Source organism: Bacillus mycoides, from assembly GCF_001757995.1.
In the GTDB taxonomy this organism is placed as follows: domain Bacteria; phylum Bacillota; class Bacilli; order Bacillales; family Bacillaceae_G; genus Bacillus_A; species Bacillus_A mycoides_B.
Genome location: NZ_LXLV01000066.1, coordinates 127,336 through 145,345, shown reverse-complemented (window position 1 = coordinate 145,345; position 18,010 = coordinate 127,336). Strand labels below are relative to the sequence as shown.

Here is an 18,010-nt window from a genome sequence, read left to right as displayed (position 1 = left end):
AAAGATTTGAATAAGTTTGAAATGTAGACCCTTTTTTAGCCATAATAAAATCCCCTCCAAGTAGAAGTGTAACATCCATGTTTGTTCATGGTCTTTTTACACTGTCTACCTTAAGGGGATAATATCATTTTAAGCTGTCTTTTTTATTTTATAAATTTTCCGCAGTTCAATGAGTTTATGAAAGAATTAAAAGCATTCGGAAGTAAATTATAAAAAGATTTCTTAGTCTATGTAGCCCTTGTTACATAGCTTTTTTACAAAAATTGACCTTTTTTGCATAAAAAATACGAAAATACGAGAAAAGAAGCGAATTTTTTCGAAACTTTTGCGGGAAAATATTGTATGACCCTGCGTTTTTATCGTATCATTAGTAAAAGGAAGAACTCGGGACGATTGTTGGCATCTGCAAATAGAGTTGATGTCTTTTTTTCATTCAAGTGAACCGATACATAAAAATAGATAACATAAATAGAAGGAGTGTGCGAAAAGATGAACGTAACAATCTATGATGTAGCGCGTGAAGCAAATGTTTCAATGGCTACCGTATCACGTGTTGTGAATGGTAACCCAAATGTAAAGCCTACAACAAGAAAGAAAGTATTAGAAGCAATTGATCGTTTAGGATACCGCCCGAATGCGGTAGCACGTGGACTAGCAAGTAAGAAGACAACTACAGTGGGTGTTATTATTCCTGATATCTCAAATACGTTTTATGCAGAACTTGCTCGTGGAATTGAAGATATCGCAACAATGTACAAATATAACATCATTTTAAGTAACTCTGACCAGAACAAAGAGAAAGAGTTCCACTTATTAAATACGATGCTTGGGAAACAAGTGGACGGGATTGTTTTCATGGGTGAAGATATTACAGATATTCACGTTGAAGAGTTCAAAAAATCTCCAGTACCAATTGTATTAGCAGCGTCATTTGATGAGCAAAATGAAACGTCATCAGTAAATATTGATTATACACAAGCGGCTTACGATGCAATGAAGCATTTTATTGAGCAAGGACATAAACGTATCGGTTTCGTCTCTGGTCCTTTCATTGATAAAGCAGGAAGCGCGAAGAAGTTACAAGGTTATAAAAAAGCTTTAGAAGAAGCAGGTATTTCATATGATGAAAATCTTATAATTGATGGAGATTACACATATGATTCAGGTATAGAAGCATTTGAAAAACTTTGGAGTATGGATGAAAAACCAACAGCAATCTTCGTATCTTCTGATGAAATGGCACTAGGTGTAATTCACGCAGCACAAGACGCGGGATTAAACGTGCCAACTGATATCGAAGTGCTTGGTTTTGACAACACACGTCTTGCATTAATGGTACGCCCACAGCTTTCGACAGTTGTACAACCAATGTATGATATCGGTGCAGTAGCAATGCGTCTACTAACGAAATACATGAACAAAGAAAAAGTAGAAGATCACTCAGTTATCTTACCTCACCGTATCCAATTTAGAGATTCAACGAAGTAAGAATAAGAGAGCTCACAGCGATAGCTGTGAGCTCTTATTAGTATTCAGGATAGTATTGTTTAACTACTGTATCGACAGCTTCATTTTTCTTAACATGTAAAAATCTTGCGTACAATTCTGTTCCTGTTTCAAATGACGTATCATTTAATTCAAATACATGCAACACTTTTCTAAACGTCCATGTTACTTGCTCACCGTACATATTATCGTACGTATCTTCAGACTGTATAGCTATCTTTTCACCTAGCTCGTGAGCTTCCTCTAAACTGTTCGCCTTAACGAGAATGATACTTTCTTCAAAAAGTGTATCGTGATTCTCTTCATAATGTTCATCAATTTTACTAGGATTAGGTTTACCTGAATGAACAGATTCAAATAATAATTTTACAGCGTACATATGAGATCAGCCTCCTTATGCTGAATGTTTTACTTTATAAACAATACTCGCGATAAGTGAAGCCGGTATTGTAAATACGTTGCTTTGATAATGATAATGTATTTGGGATTCTTCATAAGACATTCGCTACAGTTGGGGTTATTCCTTGTTATATGTCACACAAGTGCAAATTTAACTATTATAGGGCAATGTCATGTATAATAGAAAGAAAAGGCTTGTGAGGGGGGAGAAGAGATGATCGTTCTTTGGATAATTACGCTTTGCATGACTGCTATTTTTGCATATATGACGTTAAAACAAAATGGCTTAAAGCGATTTGTTCCAGGAAGTATTCTTGCAGGAATCGCCCTTATCACGTATGTAATTTCAATTTTTACTGAAAGTATTTCGATAGATTTAAGTACGAGTTTAATGTTTATCGGTATTACACTATTTGCAGGTAGCATTATGGTACTTATGGTTGCAGGTATTATTGCATTTATTCATATGAATTCGGAAACGTTATAGCATATAAAAAAGGCATGTCCCGAGAGGGGCATGCCTTTTTATCCGTTCAATTATGCTCTATCTTTAGAAGAGTTTTGTTGTTTTAGTAAGTCACGAATTTCGCCAAGAATTTCTTCTTCTTTTGTTGGTTCTGGAAGTTCTTCTTTCTTTTCTTCTTCTTCTCTTTTAGATGTTAGTTTGTTGAAAACTTTAACAAACATAAAGATAGCAGCTGCAATAATTAAGAAATCAAAAATAGTTTGGATGAAGTTACCGTACATAATAGATGATTTACCGAATGTAAGTTTTAAATCTGTAAAGTCAACACCACCTAATACCATACCAAGTAATGGTGTAATGATGTCTTTTACTAAAGAACTAACGATTTTACCGAATGCAGCACCGATTACAACCCCGACAGCTAAATCAATTACATTCCCTTTGAACGCGAATTTTTTAAACTCGTTCCACATGTGTCAATCCCATCCTTTCCACGATTCATTATGAAATTTATAATTCCTATCAACATATTCTATAGAAATTTGTGATAGAAATAAAGAGGAAATGGGAATGAAAGTAAATTCTGAAAAATGTATCCGTTTTAATTTTTGTTTGCAGCGTGCAGTAGAGAGTGTAGCATTTGCTGAGTTTTTAATCCTTCTAATCCATCTACAATAGGCTTTGTATCACCTTGTACACATTCGATAAAATGATGAACAGCATCTTCAAATCCGCGCTGTTTTAAAGTTGTCTCCCATGATGGTGAACCACTTTGTGAAACTGAATTTTCTTGCTCCACTTCAAATGTGTTCATGTTTTTTACGCGAATGATTTTACCTGTCGTTACAAGTTCAATTTGTTCTAAATTTGTACCTGCATGGCGATGCATCGCTGTAGAAAGTAATAGTCCATTTGAAGTTGTATATGTATGATGCCCGTAAAGAAGTTCATTCTTTTCATTGATTTGCATCATATTGTGAACGACGTTAAGGTCATCATTAGCTAACCAGCGAGCAGTATCTACAATATGTAAGTAATCATCTAACATAGTAAAGTCGTACGAATATGGCCCCACTTTATTTGTGCGGTGCTTTTCAATTCGAATCCATGAAATATCATTAGCTTGCTCTTTGGCAGCAACGTACATAGGAACGAATCGGCGATTAAATCCGACCATTAACTTTCGATTGTACTTTTCACTCAATTCAACTAGCTTCTCTGCTTGTTCAATAGTAGCAGCTAGCGGCTTATCAACATAAACATCGATTCCTTTTTTCAGAAGTTCAGAAACGATTTCATAATGTGTAGCAGTTGAACTATGAACGAAGATTGCATCACATTCAGAAGCTAGTGTTTCCATAGAATGAAAGTCTTGAATACGATATTGTTGGCAAATTTGTTTTCTTTTATCGGTGTTAGGTGTAAAGGCCCCTACAAAATTCCAATCTGTTTCTTTTGTAAGTGTTGGGAGATAGGCTTTTTGTGCAATATTTCCAAGACCAATCATTCCAATTCGAGGTTTGTTCATTTTTATTCCCACCCTATCAACAGTATTTATTTGACGAATTAAATGTAGCATAGGGCGGGAGAGGAAGGCAAAAAAGTAGGATTTATTATTTATTCACCTCTAACAAAATCTTCTCTATCTCTTCAAAGTTATGAGCACGGGCATGTTGCAATGGGGTAACACCATCGTTGTCGGGAATATTTACATCAGCACCATGTTCAATAAGAAGGCGAATGACTTGTTGCTGTGCTTCATCTCCATTACTTAGTACGATGGCTTCCATTAAAGCTGTCCATCCGAGGTTATTTATATGGTTTACATCGATATTTGTTCGAGTAAGGAGTTCTTTTATAACATCAATATAGCCATGTTCTGACGCGGGAATAAGAGCTGTTCCGCCGTAACGATTCGTAAGCGTTGGATCCGCACCAGCATCAATCGTTAATTTTAAAATGTCTAAGTAACCTTCTGCACCGGTGTATAGAAATGGATTGTTTTTCATATCATCTTGGATATTTACGTCAGCACCAGCATCGATAAGGACTTTGGCGGTTTTTATATCATTTTTGTATGTAGCAATCATAAGAGGAGTACGTCCTTTGCCGTCAGTTATATTTATATTTGCCCCTTTTTTTAGTAATGCTATAACAGTGTTCGTTTCTTGTTTCTCAGTAGCTGTTAGTAGTGCTGTCTCCATGTTTGTCATCTCCTTTTTAACTTCTTGTTCTTGTGAGCATCCTTGTAAAAAAATTACGCAACATATCATGCTTAATGTTTTTTTGAACATAGAATTTCAACCTCCTTTTGTAAGCAGTGCGGCATCTTAATTTAAACTGTAAAATAGGAACATTAAATTTTTATAAACTGGTGCTAAAATTACTATAAAATCGCTTGAGTATTTGAACATATATTTTTATGCTTATGAATAATAAGGATGGATAAAGTGAGGACTTAAATTATGTCTATTAAAACAAGGTTTTTATTTTCTTATATTGCCGTTATTCTCGTTTCCATTACGCTTATATTAGTTACGGGATTTTTAATTGTTTTTTCGATAACTGGTGATTTAGAATCAGTGAAAAATTTCTACAAAAGTTCTTATATTCAAAAGCCACTGACGGCAGAAGAAGAAAATATTTTTCTTGAATTGAAATCGGAGGCTAAACAGAGTCAATCGCAATTGTTAGATGAATCGTTCATGTCATCGATCGAAGAGGAGGATGTGAAAATAGTTGTAAGGAAAGGAGAAGCAATTTCATATGCTTCAAAAGTATTTGAAAGCGTAGCTTTAAAAGAAGCTCTTCCAAAGTTTGAAAAGACAAATATCAATAGTCGTGGCACAACGGAACTAAATGGTACATTTTATCGATATGTAAAATTTGATTTTTATTTTCCAGAGAATGAAGAAGGGAGTATATTTGTACTAAAAAAGCAAAGTTCGTTCGTAGATCTTACACAAAAATTATTTCCAATTTTGTTCGTATCGCTCTTACTTTTAGCCATTTTACTTATTGGACTATTAAGTTACTTCGTTTCAAGAAGTGTTATAAAACCAATTTTTGTATTGAAAGATGCGACTGAGAGAATTAAAGAAGGAAATTTAGATTTTCAAATTCCAGCTACATCGCATGATGAAATAGGACAGTTAAATCAAGGATTTGAGGAAATGAGGAAGAAGTTAAAAGGGTCGATTGAGATGCAAACGCAATATGAAGAAAATCGAAAAGAACTTATTTCAAACATCTCTCACGATTTAAAAACACCAATTACATCTATTATAGGCTATGTGGAAGGAATAAAAGATGGGATAGCAAATACGCCGGAAAAAATGGATAAATATTTAACAACCATTCATACGAAAGCAAAACATATGGACACACTCATTGATGAACTCTTTTTGTTTTCGAAGCTCGATTTGAACCGAGTTCCATTTCAGTTTGAAACGATAGAGTTAAATATGTTTATGCAAGATTTAATAGAAGAGATGCAGATGGATTTAAGTGAAGAAGGTATATCTGTATACTTACAATTACAGCATGTATCACCGCTATATGTAATAGCGGATCGTGAAAAAATAAAGAGAGTTATATCGAATTTAATTCATAATAGTGTGAAGTACATGGATAAAGGTGAGAAAAAAATTACCGTTACAGCATCAAGTAACGAAAACAAAGTTATCGTGAAGGTGAAGGATAATGGATCAGGAATAGAATCTGATACACTTCCGTATATTTTTGAGAGGTTTTATCGAGCGGAGCAATCACGAAATTCTAGCACAGGTGGAAGTGGACTTGGTTTAGCGATAGCGAAGCAAATTGTTGAAGAACATGGTGGGGAAATTTGGGCAGAAAGTAAGCTTGGAGAAAGCACAAGTATTTTCTTCTCGCTGCAAAAAGTACAGGAATGTGGTGAATAAATTGAAGAGAGTTTTACTAATTGAAGATGAAGTAAGTATTGCAGAATTACAACGAGATTATTTAGAAATCCACGATTTTCAAGTTGATGTGGATCATTCTGGAGAAACAGGCTTACAAAGGGCTTTGCAGGAAAATTATGACTTAATTATTTTAGATATTATGCTTCCGAAGATGAGCGGATTTGAAATTTGTAAACAAATACGCGCTATAAAAGACATTCCTATTTTACTTGTTTCAGCGAAAAAAGAAGATATAGATAAAATTCGCGGACTCGGATTAGGTGCGGATGATTATATAACGAAACCATTTAGTCCAAGTGAGTTAGTCGCGAGAGTAAAAGCACATATTTCTCGTTATGAAAGATTATCAGGAAATATGGTTAAGAAACGTGATACGTTATACATTCACGGGATTTCTATTGATCAGCGAGCGAGGAAAGTTTTTATCAATAATGAAGAAGTTTCGTTTACAACGAAGGAATTTGATTTATTAACATTTTTTGTAATGCATCCAAACCAAGTGTTAAATAAAGAACAGTTATTTGAACGCATTTGGGGATTAGACTCAGCTGGCGATTTAGCAACGGTTGTTGTTCATATTAGAAAGTTACGTGAAAAAATTGAAAGAGATCCTGCTCATCCGCAATATATTGAAACAGTGTGGGGAGCTGGTTATCGCTTTAATGTGTAGTGAACCTGTCAAATTGTTGATAGGTTTTTTTATTGAAAAAAAATGAGATTAAAAATATATTATCTTTATTTTATCTTTTTTTAATAATTTATTTATAGGCAATTTATACCCGCTATTTATTATAAGTATCACAGAAATCAATTTGATTATTTGTAAGTGGAAAATACTGATAATAAATTTGGAGGTTATTAGGATGAAGAAAATGAAGTTTTTAGTACCAGCAGTAATTGGATTTACAGTGCTTGTAACGGGATGTGCACAAGGAGAAACGCAGGCGCAATCAAAACAAGAAACGAAGCAAGAGGCGAAAAAAGAGAAGAAAAAGCAGCAAGCACAAATTACGAAACTAGAGCCATTAAATGCGATGACATTACAACTAACATTTGCTAAACCGTTATCAGAAGAAGAAGTGAAATTAGAAAACTTAGATGCTATTAAGAAAAACTTCGTGTTTAGTAATGGCCTGGAAATTGTGAATGTACCGAGACTAAAAACAGGGGCAACGAGTACATATATCGTACCTGTAAAGGTGCAAAAACCAGGTGAAAAATATACGTTAAGTTATAAGGATGGGAAAAAAGAAAAGTTTGAAGGAAGTTCGGAAAAGATTAATGTTCGCCAAGCGAAGCAAGTGACAAATGATACGTTTGAAATTGAATCATTTTTAGAAGATGGTGTGGTAGATTATGCAAATGTTATTGAAGCGTATAAAGCAGGAAGAGGTAATCAAGCATTCCAATTAGATGAAGAAAATAAAGATAAAGATGGTAAACAATATCAAATCATTTCTTCACTTCGTGATAGAAAACTAACGATTACAGCAAGTTCAGGTGAGAAAATTGAAGTTGGATATGTTCCGTTTACACAAGCGTCCGATGGTAGACAAGCGCCTAAATTCCGCCTACCTGCAGGCCAAACGCTGAAACCAGGAACAGAGTACACAATTACGTCTGACTGGGTAACTGTTAAAAATCCGAAATTTACTGCTTCAGCTATTGCGCCATTAGTCATTCAAAGTGCAGAAGCAATAGACAATAAATCTATTCAAGTTACATTAGATAAAGATCCGAGCATGGAACTCTTTGCTGGTAGAAAAGTAGAATTACAAAGTGCAGACGGAAATAAAGTAGAAGCACAATATCGCTTCAGCTCTCGAAAAGGTACAGTAGGAATCTTCGACTTACAAAATGGTGCAACTCTGCAGCAAGGAATGAAGTATACAGTTGTGCCGATGGGAGGTTGGGCGACTGGGGAACAAGTTACATTTGTAGGGAAGTAAAATATGAAAAAAGTAGCAGGTTTAGTGCATGCTGCTTTTTTTTTGTAACGATTTATAAAATTTTTGAGTAGTAGAAGTAAATAAGGCGACTTCTTCTAAAAAAGGATAATGGTTACTGTCCTCAAATGGCACAAAAATAGAATTGCGTATCCCCTCATGCATTTCAATAGAATATTGAATCGGGCACTGCACATCATGTCTTCCGCAAATAATAAGCGTCTTTGTATGGATAGAAGGTAAGTATTTTCTTAAATCAAATAACGGATATTCATAAGAGAAAGCGTTCATCCGGCTAGCGGACATTGTTTTTTGGATTGGTTTACAAAAATAAGAGTTGTAGTTTTCAGGTTTATACAATGATAATTTGGTTCTCTTAGTAGATAATTCTTTTCGTTCTGCATTTGTAAGATGAGGGCTTTTCAAGTTTTCGATGAGTTCTTGCATATAATGAAACTGTGGATGTTCTGGATGATAAATACAAAATGGTGTTTCGGTATAGTTACTTGCTGCGGCTCCGGCCATGACTAATGATTGCAAGGAAGTTGGATATGTAATGGCATATAAAAGTCCAAGCATACCACCTGTTGAATGACCAGCGAAGTGCCATGTGGGAAGTTGTAAAGCTTCTCGTATTGCTTCTAAGTCGTGAATTGTTTCAATCATGGTTAATTCTTTTTCTGAATTGGCTTTTTCTGAGTTACCAGCGTCTCGTAAATTAATAAGGAATACACGATGCGTAGCAGTAAAAACATTCGCAAAGTAATCACCAGTTTCATTAAATTGTGAATAGTGATGTGTAATGCAAAGTGGTTCGCCATTTCCTTTTGTAAAGAGTTCAAATGTGCCACGTTTTGTGGGGACCATTTGTTGCTTCCACATAATATCACTACCTTTTCTTATAAGAGTTGGGCCAGTCCATTAGTACATAAAAATATATCAGCGATTATTAGATTATATCGACTGTAACTTGAAATATATCAGCGATTATCAAAATATATCAGCGATTTTTAAAATATATCGACTTACCGACAGAAATCGACAATAAATAAAAGGAGGCTATTCAAAAACGAGCCTCCTTTTCGTTTAGTACAAAGATTTTGTCATATTATTCCGAATAATTTCGAGGGATTTCGCTACAGTTAATGTATTTTTTTCTTCGATTTCTGGTTTTCTAGGGATAGGTTGATACATGTTGTCTGGATCTTCCCATGTGAGAGGAAGTTCTGTTTCTGCTTGTCCTTTCCAAGCGTCAATCCATTCTGGAGGAAGATAACCTGAGATGTTTTGGATGTTGTTCATTTCGAGCCAAATGAGTGCCCAAGCTCTTGGGACGACTCGCCAGTGATCATAGCCACCACCGCCGACAGCAATCCAGCGACCGTCGCAATATTCATTAGCGATTTCGCGAGCGAGCTTCGGTATTTCACGATAAATGTTCATTGTTGCGCAAAGGTGTGTGAGTGGATCGTAATAATGAGCATCAGCACCATTTTGCGTTAAAATAATATCCGGTTTAAAGTACGCTGCAACTTCTTTTACAACAGTTCGATACGATTCTAAAAATGATTCGTCTTCTGTAAAAGCATCGAGTGGAACGTTAAAAGAATAACTATATCCATTACCTTGCCCACGTTCATTCACAGCACCAGTTCCAGGAAATAAATAACGCCCAGTTTCATGTAATGAAATGGTGCATATGTTAGGATCGTCGTAAAAAGACCACTGTACACCATCACCGTGATGAGCATCTGTATCAATATATAAAACACGTAAACCGTATTTCTTTTGAATATATTTCATTGCGATGGAGCTATCGTTATAAATGCAAAAGCCAGATGCTTTGCCGCGAAAGCCATGATGTAAGCCGCCGCCTAAATTGAGTGCATGTTTCACTTTCCCGGAAAGAACAGCATCTACAGCTGTTAACGTACCGCCAACGAGTAATGCACTTGCTTCATGCATATTTGGAAACATCGGTGTATCTTCTGTTCCGAGCCCATATGTCATCGCAATGGATTTTTCTAACTTTCCTTCTCCAGCAAGTTTTACCGCATTTATGTACTCCTCTGTATGAATGAATGCAATTTCCTCATCCGTAGCCATTCTTGGCGGAATGACTTGAGCAGGGGAGATAAAACCACTCTTTTGTAATAAATCATACGTAAGTGTGACGCGTAGTTGGTTAAAAGGATGATCAGGGCTAAAAGAATAGCCCCGAAAGTCATCCGAATAAATGAAGGCGCTGCTCATGCTTGCATCCCCATTATGTTTGGCCATAATACGCGGTAGCCCTCTGCTTCAAGTGCATCAATCACTTTTAGAGGATTCATCGTTTGAATGCGGAAAACGAGTACTTTATCATTCTCATCTTTTGCTGGATAGACGAGAACGCTCACAATATTTATTTGTAAATCACTAAAAATAGCAACGACTTTTCCAAGAATACCAGGTTCATTTTTGACTTGAATTTCAATTTGTGAACTTGGTTGATGCGCTCCTGTTAATTTCACTAACGTGTGCAGCACTGTAGATTCAGAAATGATACCTACGAGTTTTCCAGCTTTCGTAACAGGAAGACAGCCTATTTTATTTTCGAAAAATAAAGTCGCAATTTCCTCAACGAAATCGAGAGGGTGACAAGTCATGACAGGGTGTTTCATTATGAGTTCAAGCGGTTGCTTCAGCATATCGAGTGAAACTTGTTCATCAAGAATTGATGGACTTGCATCTCTTACATCCCGATCAGAAATAATGCCTACGACATGATTATTTTGATCGACAATTGGAATGTGCCGAATGCCTTTCGTACGTATCGTTCGGATTGCTGTTTCGATTGTATCGTTTGGATGTAGTGTTACTACATTTTGATTCATAATTTCTTCTACAATCATTCCAGTTGCCCCCTTTATTAATACATAAAACGATTGTGAAAACGTAGACGATCAAATGCTTGAATAGAATCCGTATCAACGCGTTTACCGATGCGGACCATTAAACAGTTGGCAGGATGTGAACAAATTTCAGGATCATCTGTAGCCATCCATTGTAAACCACCAGCATTCATCATTTTTTCCATTACTTTTCGGTATTCCCAAACATTTAAGCCTGTTTGTTTTAAATCCCAGTGCCAATAATATTCAGTCGTTAATATAATGTAATCTTCCATATGATCGTCCATCATTGAAACTTCTAATAAGTTTTTTCCGACAGAGCAACCGCGAAAAGCTGGGACAACTTCAATCGCCCCGAGTTCAATTAAGTTTTCAATTTTTCCTTCTGACCATTGCTCGAGCGGATCAGGATACAAGTATGTAACGTATCCAACGATCGTTTGGTCATGTCTAGCAATAATGAGACGAGCTTCTGGTAATTTAGAAATTTCGACAATTGCTTTATATTGCTGCTCGGCAGGACGAAACGCAATTAAGTCTGGATGAAATTCATACATTTCTAAGTTATGTGTAGAGACAGGCCCTTCAATAATTAAAGTGCCTTTCGCTGTTTTTAAGTTTCTGGCATTATATATTTTTTTATGAATCAATTTATTGCTCACCACCTTGAGGGTTTGTGAATCTATTAATATCGTACTTTATAATATATGCGATGTGAATCGAATTTTGTCATTAAAAATTTGTCTAAAAATCAACAAATATACTGAAAATTTTAAATAATATCATTATAATAGATAATAGAATACATAGGAGGGGGATGTAAAGTATGAAAGTAGAAACGCTTCCTGTCATTAAAGGGGAAAATAATTTGCCGAATTATGAAGAGGCATACGCGAATTTTAACTGGGAAGAGGTTAATAAAAATTTTACTTGGAATGAAACTGACCGAGTAAATATGGCGTATGAGGCAATTGATAAGCATGCGAAATCCGATCGAAAAAATAAGGTAGCACTTTATTATCAAGATGGATCTCGTAAAGAAAAATATACATTTAAGGAAATGAAGGATTTTTCTAATAAAGCAGGAAATGTCCTGAAAAACTATGGCGATGTTGAGAAAGGCGATCGCGTTTTTATTTTTATGCCGCGTTCTCCAGAATTATATTTCGCACTTCTAGGTGCAGTGAAATTAGGGGCAATTGTTGGACCGTTATTTGAAGCATTTATGGAAGGCGCAGTTCGCGACCGTTTAGAAGATAGCGAGGCAAAGGTGTTAATTACAACTCCTGAATTGTTAGAGCGCATACCATTAAATGATTTACCAGCTTTAAAAACAGTCTTTCTCGTTGGAGATAATGCAGAAGAAGGCGGTAAAACTGTAGCGTTCAATCCTTTATTTGAACAAGCTTCAAAAGAATTACATATCGAATGGTTAGGCCGTGAAGACGGTTTAATTCTTCATTATACATCTGGTTCTACTGGTAAGCCAAAAGGCGTTCTTCATGCTCAAAACGCAATGGTTCAGCATTATCAAACAGCGAAATGGGTATTAGATTTAAAAGAAGATGACGTATATTGGTGTACAGCTGATCCAGGCTGGGTAACTGGAACAGCTTACGGTATTTTTGCACCGTGGTTAGTAGGGGCATCAAATGTTATTTTAGGTGGCCGATTTAGTCCAGAAGCGTGGTATGAGGCGTTGCAAGATTACGGTGTAACAGTTTGGTATAGCGCACCAACAGCATTCCGTATGTTAATGGGAGCTGGACAAGACGCAATTAAAAAGTATGATTTATCACAAGTGCGTCACGTATTAAGTGTTGGTGAGCCGTTAAATCCAGAAGTAATTCGCTGGGGTATGAATGCATTTGGCCTTCGTATTCATGATACGTGGTGGATGACAGAAACTGGCGGACAAGTTATTTGTAACTATCCTTGTATGGAAATCCGTCCAGGTTCAATGGGTAAACCAATTCCAGGTGTGAAAGCAGCGATTGTTGATAATGAAGGAAATGAAGTGCCTCCATACACAATGGGGAATTTAGCGATTGGTAAAGGTTGGCCAGCTATGATGCGTGGAATCTGGAATAACCCACAAAAATATGATTCTTACTTCATGCCGGGAGATTGGTACGTATCAGGTGACTCAGCTTATATGGACGAAGATGGATACTTCTGGTTCCAAGGACGTATTGATGATGTAATTATGACGTCAGGTGAGCGTGTTGGTCCGTTTGAAGTAGAAAGTAAATTAATCGAGCATGCTGCTGTAGCAGAAGCTGGTGTAATTGGTATTCCAGATCCGGTTCGCGGTGAAATCATTAAAGCATTTATCGCGCTTCGCGTGGGATACGAACCATCTGAAGAATTAAAAGAAGAGATTCGTCAATTTGTGAAAAAAGGCCTAGCAGCTCATGCAGCGCCAAGACAAATTGAATTTAGAGATAAATTACCGAAAACGAGAAGTGGTAAAATTATGCGCCGCGTATTAAAAGCGTGGGAATTAAACTTACCAACAGGCGATTTATCGACGATGGAAGATTAAGAGAGAAAGGTCTGAACGAAATGACGTTCAGACCTTTCTTTTTTATGTTATCATGAACTTATATATACGTGTTGGAAGGGGAGAAGGAAATGAAAACAGAAAAAGAAAAGATGATACAAGGGGAAATGTACATACCAGCTGATCCAGTTTTAGTACAAGAGAGGGAGCAAGCTCGTATATTAACAAGAAAGTTAAATGAAACATCAGAAGTAAAATTAGAAGAACGTAGTGAAATTGTAAAAGAACTATTTGGCACGACGGGGGACAATATTCATCTTGAATCTTCTTTTAGATGTGATTACGGTTATAACATTCATGTTGGTGAAAACTTTTACGCAAACTTTGATTGTACGATTTTAGACGTATGCCGAGTAGACATCGGAGTGAACTGTATGTTAGCTCCAGGAGTTCACATTTATACAGCGACACATCCACTTGATCCAGTAGAGCGTATAAGTGGTGCTGAATACGGAAAGCCAGTTACAATTGGCGATAACGTGTGGATTGGCGGAAGAGCTATTATTAATCCGGGCGTAACAATTGGGGACAATGCGGTTATCGCATCTGGCGCCGTTGTAACGAAAGATGTGCCGGATCATGTAGTAGTTGGCGGGAATCCTGCAAAAATTATAAAAAAAATAAAATAATATTTGAACGAAGCGCCTTCCTCGTCTGTATACGTTTATGAAAGAATAGATGGAGGAGGCGTTTTGTATGTCTAATAAATGGATTCTTACTTTTGCTTTAATCGGAATTATAGTCGTATTTTCTTGTGGTCTGTTATTACCGATGCCAATTGGATTTAAAGTATCAATGATTACAGCTGGAGTCATAATGATTGTTATGTTTTCAATCATTATTCCGTTTGATAGAAAACATATAGTACGGAAAAAAGGATATAAAATTGATTTTACAAAAACAAAAGTATATTTTCGCTGGAATGTATTTGATACTATTTCGGCCTGTCTTGCAGTGTATGCATGTATATGTGTGCAAGCATTAAACATTTTAGTTTCAATCGGCTATACAATTCAAAACCCTTATGTTCAATTTTTTACGAATCAATCACAAGTATGGATTATTGTCGCAAGTGTATATTTAATTTCCCGCATTTCATTAACGTTAAAAGGAATAAAGGAGATCAAAAATCATGGCGCAGATTGGGATTGAGGAGGAGCTCATGCTTGCGTATCGAAATGGAGATAAGCAGGCGGGAGAAAAACTATATGTTTTAATCAAGCCAGCGCTATATACATTTTTGTATCGATTTAACCGAGATGAACAACTGAGTATCGACCTTGTGCAAGATACGTTTTTGACATTAGAACGAAAAAAACATATGTATGAAATCGAAAAAGGAAAAATAAAAACATATTTATTTCAAATCGGTTATCGTCTTATGATTAATAAATTAAATAGGAGAAAAAAGTGGCGTACGCTTTTGCCGTTTTTAGTGCCGATTCAGGAAAAGGAGTTTTCTCACGAAGATCGGCTCACAGTAAGAGAAGCAATTTTGAAAGTTCCTGAAGAACAGCGAGCTGTCCTCATTCTTTCTTATTATCATGATATGCAGCAAAAAGAAATTGCAGAGGTATTAGATATTCCTGTTGGAACAGTGAAGTCGAGACTTCATAACGGGATAAAGAAATTGAAACAATTGCTGGAGGTGGATGAAATTGAGCGAAAATCCCTTTAAGAATGAATATAAGTTACAGCAGCATTTAGATAGTGACCATGTAGAAATACCGGATTTTCCAAAAACGGTAAGTCGCTTCGATCGATTAATCGGATTTCTTGCTTCTCCGGCTAAAGATCCTGTGGAGGCGACGATTGGAAATGATTTATCTATTGTTTTTCATATCTCGCTATTAGTCGGTGTTCCGATTTTTTCTCTTATTACAATATTCCTTGCAACGTTGTAAAGGATTGATAGAGATAGAAATCCTACCTCTATTTGACACGCCTATATAAATGATGGTATAAAGAAAAGTATATGAATAATTGAGCGTGGAAAGGGAGAAGTAGTGATCATTTCCCTGTTTTAGAGAGCTGATGGTCGGTGAAAATCAGCACATAGATGATCGCGAATTACGCCCCTAGAGCATCTTTTTTCGATTGAATTGTATTCAAAAGGGAAAAGACGGTGCTAAGCCGTTATGTAAATAAGGTGGTAGGCTTTTTTTTGCCTGCAACTAGGGTGGTAACGCGATAATCAAAATCGTCCCTTATTTGAAGGGGCGATTTTTTTATGTTTTCAACATTCACGCCAGTAATGAACTTAAAGGAGAGTATGTAGGATATGGGTATTTTACAAGATCTTGAATTTCGCGGTCTAATTAATCAGCAAACAGATGCTGAGGGCCTTGAGCAATTATTAGAAAAAGAAAGCGTTAAATTATACTGTGGTTTCGACCCGACAGCGGATAGCTTACATATTGGTCATATGTTACCAGTATTAATGTTACGTCGTTTCCAATTAGCTGGTCACCAACCAATCGCACTTGTTGGCGGTGGTACTGGTATGATCGGTGACCCAAGTGGTAAAAAAGCAGAGCGTACATTAAATACGAAAGATACAGTTGCTTACTACACAGAAAGCATTAAAAACCAACTTTCAAACTTCTTAGAGTTTGAAAACGTGGACAACCCAGCAACAATGGCTAACAACTATGACTGGCTTGGTAACTTAGATGTAATTACATTCTTACGCGATATCGGTAAAAACTTCGGTTTAAACTATATGTTAGCAAAAGATACAGTAGCATCTCGTTTAGAAACTGGTATTTCATTCACTGAGTTTAGTTACATGATTTTACAATCATACGACTTCTTAAACTTATACCAACAGCACAATTGCCGTCTTCAAATCGGTGGTAGTGACCAATGGGGTAACATTACAGCTGGTCTTGAATTAATCCGTAAATCAGAAGAAGATGCGAAAGCATTCGGTTTAACAATTCCACTAGTTACAAAATCTGACGGTACGAAGTTTGGTAAAACAGAGGGCGGCGCAATTTGGTTAGACCCAGAGAAAACAACTCCTTACGAGTTCTACCAATTCTGGATCAATACAGATGACCGCGATGTAGTTAAATACTTAAAATACTTCACATTCTTATCTCATGAAGAAATTCTTGAGCTTGAGAAGCAAGTAACTGAAGCACCAGAAAAACGTGCAGCACAAAAAGCGTTAGGATCTGAAATGACAAAACTTGTTCACGGCGAAGAAGCGTTAGAGCAAGCAATTAAAATTTCAGCTGCATTATTCAGTGGTTCTGTAGCAGAACTTACTGCAAGCGAAATCGAGCAAGGATTCAAAGATGTACCATCTGTAGAACGTACTGCAGAAGATACAGTATTAATCGACTTACTTGTAGAAAGCAAAATTTCACCATCTAAACGTCAAGCACGTGAAGATGTAACAAACGGTGCAATCTACGTAAACGGTGAGCGTACACAAGCGTTAGACTACGTTGTAACAGAAAACGACCGCATCGAAGGTAAATTTACAATCATTCGCCGCGGTAAGAAGAAATATTTCTTAATCCGTTACTAATCAGAAAAGAATCTAAAACAAATAGTACCCCGAATGGTAGGCTGAAAAGTCTATCGTTCGGGGTTTTTATGTATGCATTTAAATTGCCTCATGATTTCTTTTAAATAGAATATGAAGAATTAATACGAGCATATAAAGTAAGCTAATTAACATAACGACAAATGCTGTTGGATAAAATTTTGCCGCGTATATAAAGAAATCGATTTGATAAATATCTTGGTAATTTGAAACGGTGCCTTTAAAGTAATTCGTAAACTTAGCGCTATATTTCCATTCATCAGGATAATCTATTAAATTACTCCCCTGATACCAACTCATAAGTGCTGAAGTAATAAATAGCATAAATGAACTTCCGAGTTGAACCATTTGGTTTATTGTCAAAAAGAATCCACCTCCTATTTTATGGTTAGTATAACGTGATAATTTACTTTAATAAACTGTTTTTGGGATAGGGTGCATTAGCAATCCTGTAATTTTTTGTTGTAATCTCCTTTTCGAGTTCATACGGAAATCACATGTAAGCGGTATGATAAACGTATAACAAATAGAAAGGAGTGGTAAAACGAAATGTCACTAGAAGCGCTCATTATTTTTTCTTTGCTAAATGCGGGTCAGCTTGCAGAGAACACGAAGGTTGATGTACATAAAGAGCAGAAAGATGCTTATGTATATGTTCAAAAAGAGGAAAATAAATAATTTTATTTTATATATAAACGAAAAAAGCCAATCCAGAGGATTGGCTTTTTGTCAGGCT

At 36.2% G+C, this 18,010-nt stretch carries 21 protein-coding genes, 1 pseudogene and 1 other annotated feature; of the genes and pseudogenes, 12 read left to right on the top strand and 10 right to left on the bottom strand.

Annotated elements, in window-relative coordinates:
- Positions 1–489: 489 nt before the first annotated feature.
- Entirely contained in the window at positions 490–1,488 is a 999-nt protein-coding gene (gene ccpA, locus BWGOE10_RS23315) for a catabolite control protein A (RefSeq protein WP_070145143.1), read from the top strand.
- A gap of 37 nt (positions 1,489–1,525) precedes the next feature.
- On the opposite strand, the gene BWGOE10_RS23310 is transcribed toward ccpA, so the two are convergent.
- Together BWGOE10_RS23310 and BWGOE10_RS30505 are read right to left on the bottom strand one after the other, a co-directional pair.
- The gene (locus BWGOE10_RS23310) at positions 1,526–1,885 is read right to left on the bottom strand and encodes a DUF4288 domain-containing protein (RefSeq protein WP_070145142.1); all 360 of its coding nucleotides are present in this window, start codon (positions 1,883–1,885) and stop codon (positions 1,526–1,528) included.
- A gap of 15 nt (positions 1,886–1,900) precedes the next feature.
- Positions 1,901–2,008: pseudogene (locus tag BWGOE10_RS30505) on the bottom strand (DUF3949 domain-containing protein); the annotation flags it as partial.
- A gap of 111 nt (positions 2,009–2,119) precedes the next feature.
- Here BWGOE10_RS30505 and BWGOE10_RS23305 point away from each other — a divergent pair.
- Positions 2,120–2,392, top strand: a complete 273-nt coding sequence (locus BWGOE10_RS23305; protein ID WP_002112306.1) for a DUF3917 domain-containing protein — start codon at positions 2,120–2,122, stop codon at positions 2,390–2,392.
- A 50-nt stretch (positions 2,393–2,442) separates the two neighbouring features.
- Here the strand turns inward: BWGOE10_RS23305 and mscL are convergent, their stop codons facing one another.
- From mscL to BWGOE10_RS23290, 3 genes are all read right to left on the bottom strand, one after another.
- Complete coding sequence (gene mscL / locus BWGOE10_RS23300; RefSeq protein WP_070145141.1) at positions 2,443–2,844, bottom strand: large-conductance mechanosensitive channel protein MscL; 402 nt, start codon at positions 2,842–2,844, stop codon at positions 2,443–2,445.
- Between the two features lie 128 nt (positions 2,845–2,972).
- Complete coding sequence (locus tag BWGOE10_RS23295) at positions 2,973–3,899, bottom strand: Gfo/Idh/MocA family protein (protein ID WP_070145140.1); 927 nt, start codon at positions 3,897–3,899, stop codon at positions 2,973–2,975.
- 85 nt (positions 3,900–3,984) lie between these two features.
- Positions 3,985–4,665 (bottom strand): ankyrin repeat domain-containing protein, encoded by a 681-nt coding sequence (locus tag BWGOE10_RS23290; protein WP_070145139.1) that lies wholly within the window; start codon positions 4,663–4,665, stop codon positions 3,985–3,987.
- A gap of 171 nt (positions 4,666–4,836) precedes the next feature.
- Between BWGOE10_RS23290 and BWGOE10_RS23285 the strand changes: the two genes are divergently transcribed.
- The 3 genes from BWGOE10_RS23285 to BWGOE10_RS23275 all read left to right on the top strand — a co-directional run bounded on the left by BWGOE10_RS23285 (position 4,837) and on the right by BWGOE10_RS23275 (position 8,264).
- Positions 4,837–6,294 carry a sensor histidine kinase gene (locus BWGOE10_RS23285; protein WP_070145138.1) on the top strand — a complete coding sequence of 486 codons (1,458 nt, stop codon included), beginning with the start codon at positions 4,837–4,839 and terminating at the stop codon, positions 6,292–6,294.
- A gap of 1 nt (position 6,295) precedes the next feature.
- Positions 6,296–6,985, top strand: a complete 690-nt coding sequence (locus BWGOE10_RS23280) for a response regulator transcription factor (protein WP_070145137.1) — start codon at positions 6,296–6,298, stop codon at positions 6,983–6,985.
- A gap of 193 nt (positions 6,986–7,178) precedes the next feature.
- Positions 7,179–8,264, top strand: a complete 1,086-nt coding sequence (locus tag BWGOE10_RS23275; protein WP_070145136.1) for a hypothetical protein — start codon at positions 7,179–7,181, stop codon at positions 8,262–8,264.
- Positions 8,265–8,285: 21 nt separating this feature from the next.
- Here the strand turns inward: BWGOE10_RS23275 and BWGOE10_RS23270 are convergent, their stop codons facing one another.
- The 4 genes from BWGOE10_RS23270 to acuA form a co-directional block, all read right to left on the bottom strand.
- The gene (locus BWGOE10_RS23270; RefSeq protein ID WP_070145135.1) at positions 8,286–9,143 is read right to left on the bottom strand and encodes an alpha/beta fold hydrolase; all 858 of its coding nucleotides are present in this window, start codon (positions 9,141–9,143) and stop codon (positions 8,286–8,288) included.
- 204 nt (positions 9,144–9,347) lie between these two features.
- On the bottom strand, positions 9,348–10,514 hold the full coding sequence (gene acuC / locus BWGOE10_RS23265; RefSeq protein ID WP_081338203.1) for an acetoin utilization protein AcuC: 1,167 nt from the start codon (positions 10,512–10,514) through the stop codon (positions 9,348–9,350).
- Positions 10,511–11,155, bottom strand: a complete 645-nt coding sequence (locus BWGOE10_RS23260) for an acetoin utilization AcuB family protein (protein WP_002123078.1) — start codon at positions 11,153–11,155, stop codon at positions 10,511–10,513. Before BWGOE10_RS23260 ends, acuC begins: the two co-directional genes overlap by 4 nt.
- Before the next feature lie 17 nt (positions 11,156–11,172).
- A complete protein-coding gene (gene acuA, locus BWGOE10_RS23255; protein WP_070145133.1) occupies positions 11,173–11,805 on the bottom strand; it encodes an acetoin utilization protein acetyltransferase AcuA in 633 nt (210 codons plus the stop codon).
- Positions 11,806–11,981: 176 nt separating this feature from the next.
- On the opposite strand from acuA, the gene acsA reads away from it, so the two are divergent.
- The 6 genes from acsA (at position 11,982) to tyrS (ending at position 17,256) form a co-directional block, all read left to right on the top strand.
- Entirely contained in the window at positions 11,982–13,700 is a 1,719-nt protein-coding gene (acsA, locus tag BWGOE10_RS23250; RefSeq protein WP_070145132.1) for an acetate--CoA ligase, read from the top strand.
- A gap of 89 nt (positions 13,701–13,789) precedes the next feature.
- Positions 13,790–14,347, top strand: a complete 558-nt coding sequence (locus tag BWGOE10_RS23245; protein ID WP_070145131.1) for a maltose acetyltransferase domain-containing protein — start codon at positions 13,790–13,792, stop codon at positions 14,345–14,347.
- A gap of 67 nt (positions 14,348–14,414) precedes the next feature.
- Positions 14,415–14,870, top strand: a complete 456-nt coding sequence (locus BWGOE10_RS23240) for a hypothetical protein (protein ID WP_070145130.1) — start codon at positions 14,415–14,417, stop codon at positions 14,868–14,870.
- The gene (locus tag BWGOE10_RS23235) at positions 14,851–15,396 is read left to right on the top strand and encodes an RNA polymerase sigma factor (protein WP_070145129.1); all 546 of its coding nucleotides are present in this window, start codon (positions 14,851–14,853) and stop codon (positions 15,394–15,396) included. The genes BWGOE10_RS23240 and BWGOE10_RS23235 overlap by 20 nt, the downstream gene beginning before the upstream one ends.
- Entirely contained in the window at positions 15,377–15,622 is a 246-nt protein-coding gene (locus tag BWGOE10_RS23230; RefSeq protein ID WP_070145128.1) for a hypothetical protein, read from the top strand. The genes BWGOE10_RS23235 and BWGOE10_RS23230 overlap by 20 nt, the downstream gene beginning before the upstream one ends.
- Positions 15,623–15,699: 77 nt before the next feature.
- Positions 15,700–15,929: a binding site (T-box leader), on the top strand.
- A 70-nt stretch (positions 15,930–15,999) separates the two neighbouring features.
- A complete protein-coding gene (tyrS, locus tag BWGOE10_RS23225) occupies positions 16,000–17,256 on the top strand; it encodes a tyrosine--tRNA ligase (RefSeq protein WP_070145127.1) in 1,257 nt (418 codons plus the stop codon).
- A 78-nt stretch (positions 17,257–17,334) separates the two neighbouring features.
- Here the strand turns inward: tyrS and BWGOE10_RS23220 are convergent, their stop codons facing one another.
- Complete coding sequence (locus BWGOE10_RS23220) at positions 17,335–17,622, bottom strand: YjdJ family protein (protein ID WP_081338204.1); 288 nt, start codon at positions 17,620–17,622, stop codon at positions 17,335–17,337.
- Between the two features lie 201 nt (positions 17,623–17,823).
- On the opposite strand from BWGOE10_RS23220, the gene BWGOE10_RS23215 reads away from it, so the two are divergent.
- Entirely contained in the window at positions 17,824–17,952 is a 129-nt protein-coding gene (locus BWGOE10_RS23215; protein ID WP_044737572.1) for a hypothetical protein, read from the top strand.
- Positions 17,953–18,010 lie beyond the last annotated feature (58 nt).

What these genes read in the sequence shown, in the direction of transcription:
- BWGOE10_RS23310 (WP_070145142.1), bottom strand. Translation starts at nt 1,885, where the DNA reads ATGTACGCTGTAAAATTATTATTTGAATCTGTTCATTCAGGTAAACCT.
- BWGOE10_RS23285 (WP_070145138.1), top strand. Translation starts at nt 4,837, where the DNA reads ATGTCTATTAAAACAAGGTTTTTATTTTCTTATATTGCCGTTATTCTC.
- BWGOE10_RS23260 (WP_002123078.1), bottom strand. Translation starts at nt 11,155, where the DNA reads ATGATTGTAGAAGAAATTATGAATCAAAATGTAGTAACACTACATCCA.
- BWGOE10_RS23275 (WP_070145136.1), top strand. Translation starts at nt 7,179, where the DNA reads ATGAAGAAAATGAAGTTTTTAGTACCAGCAGTAATTGGATTTACAGTG.
- BWGOE10_RS23295 (WP_070145140.1), bottom strand. Translation starts at nt 3,899, where the DNA reads ATGAACAAACCTCGAATTGGAATGATTGGTCTTGGAAATATTGCACAA.
- BWGOE10_RS23270 (WP_070145135.1), bottom strand. Translation starts at nt 9,143, where the DNA reads ATGTGGAAGCAACAAATGGTCCCCACAAAACGTGGCACATTTGAACTC.
- BWGOE10_RS23215 (WP_044737572.1), top strand. Translation starts at nt 17,824, where the DNA reads ATGTCACTAGAAGCGCTCATTATTTTTTCTTTGCTAAATGCGGGTCAG.
- BWGOE10_RS23240 (WP_070145130.1), top strand. Translation starts at nt 14,415, where the DNA reads ATGTCTAATAAATGGATTCTTACTTTTGCTTTAATCGGAATTATAGTC.
- acsA (WP_070145132.1), top strand. Translation starts at nt 11,982, where the DNA reads ATGAAAGTAGAAACGCTTCCTGTCATTAAAGGGGAAAATAATTTGCCG.
- acuC (WP_081338203.1), bottom strand. Translation starts at nt 10,514, where the DNA reads ATGAGCAGCGCCTTCATTTATTCGGATGACTTTCGGGGCTATTCTTTT.
- ccpA (WP_070145143.1), top strand. Translation starts at nt 490, where the DNA reads ATGAACGTAACAATCTATGATGTAGCGCGTGAAGCAAATGTTTCAATG.
- BWGOE10_RS23245 (WP_070145131.1), top strand. Translation starts at nt 13,790, where the DNA reads ATGAAAACAGAAAAAGAAAAGATGATACAAGGGGAAATGTACATACCA.
- BWGOE10_RS23305 (WP_002112306.1), top strand. Translation starts at nt 2,120, where the DNA reads ATGATCGTTCTTTGGATAATTACGCTTTGCATGACTGCTATTTTTGCA.
- BWGOE10_RS23290 (WP_070145139.1), bottom strand. Translation starts at nt 4,665, where the DNA reads ATGTTCAAAAAAACATTAAGCATGATATGTTGCGTAATTTTTTTACAA.
- mscL (WP_070145141.1), bottom strand. Translation starts at nt 2,844, where the DNA reads ATGTGGAACGAGTTTAAAAAATTCGCGTTCAAAGGGAATGTAATTGAT.
- BWGOE10_RS23235 (WP_070145129.1), top strand. Translation starts at nt 14,851, where the DNA reads ATGGCGCAGATTGGGATTGAGGAGGAGCTCATGCTTGCGTATCGAAAT.
- BWGOE10_RS23220 (WP_081338204.1), bottom strand. Translation starts at nt 17,622, where the DNA reads ATGGTTCAACTCGGAAGTTCATTTATGCTATTTATTACTTCAGCACTT.
- tyrS (WP_070145127.1), top strand. Translation starts at nt 16,000, where the DNA reads ATGGGTATTTTACAAGATCTTGAATTTCGCGGTCTAATTAATCAGCAA.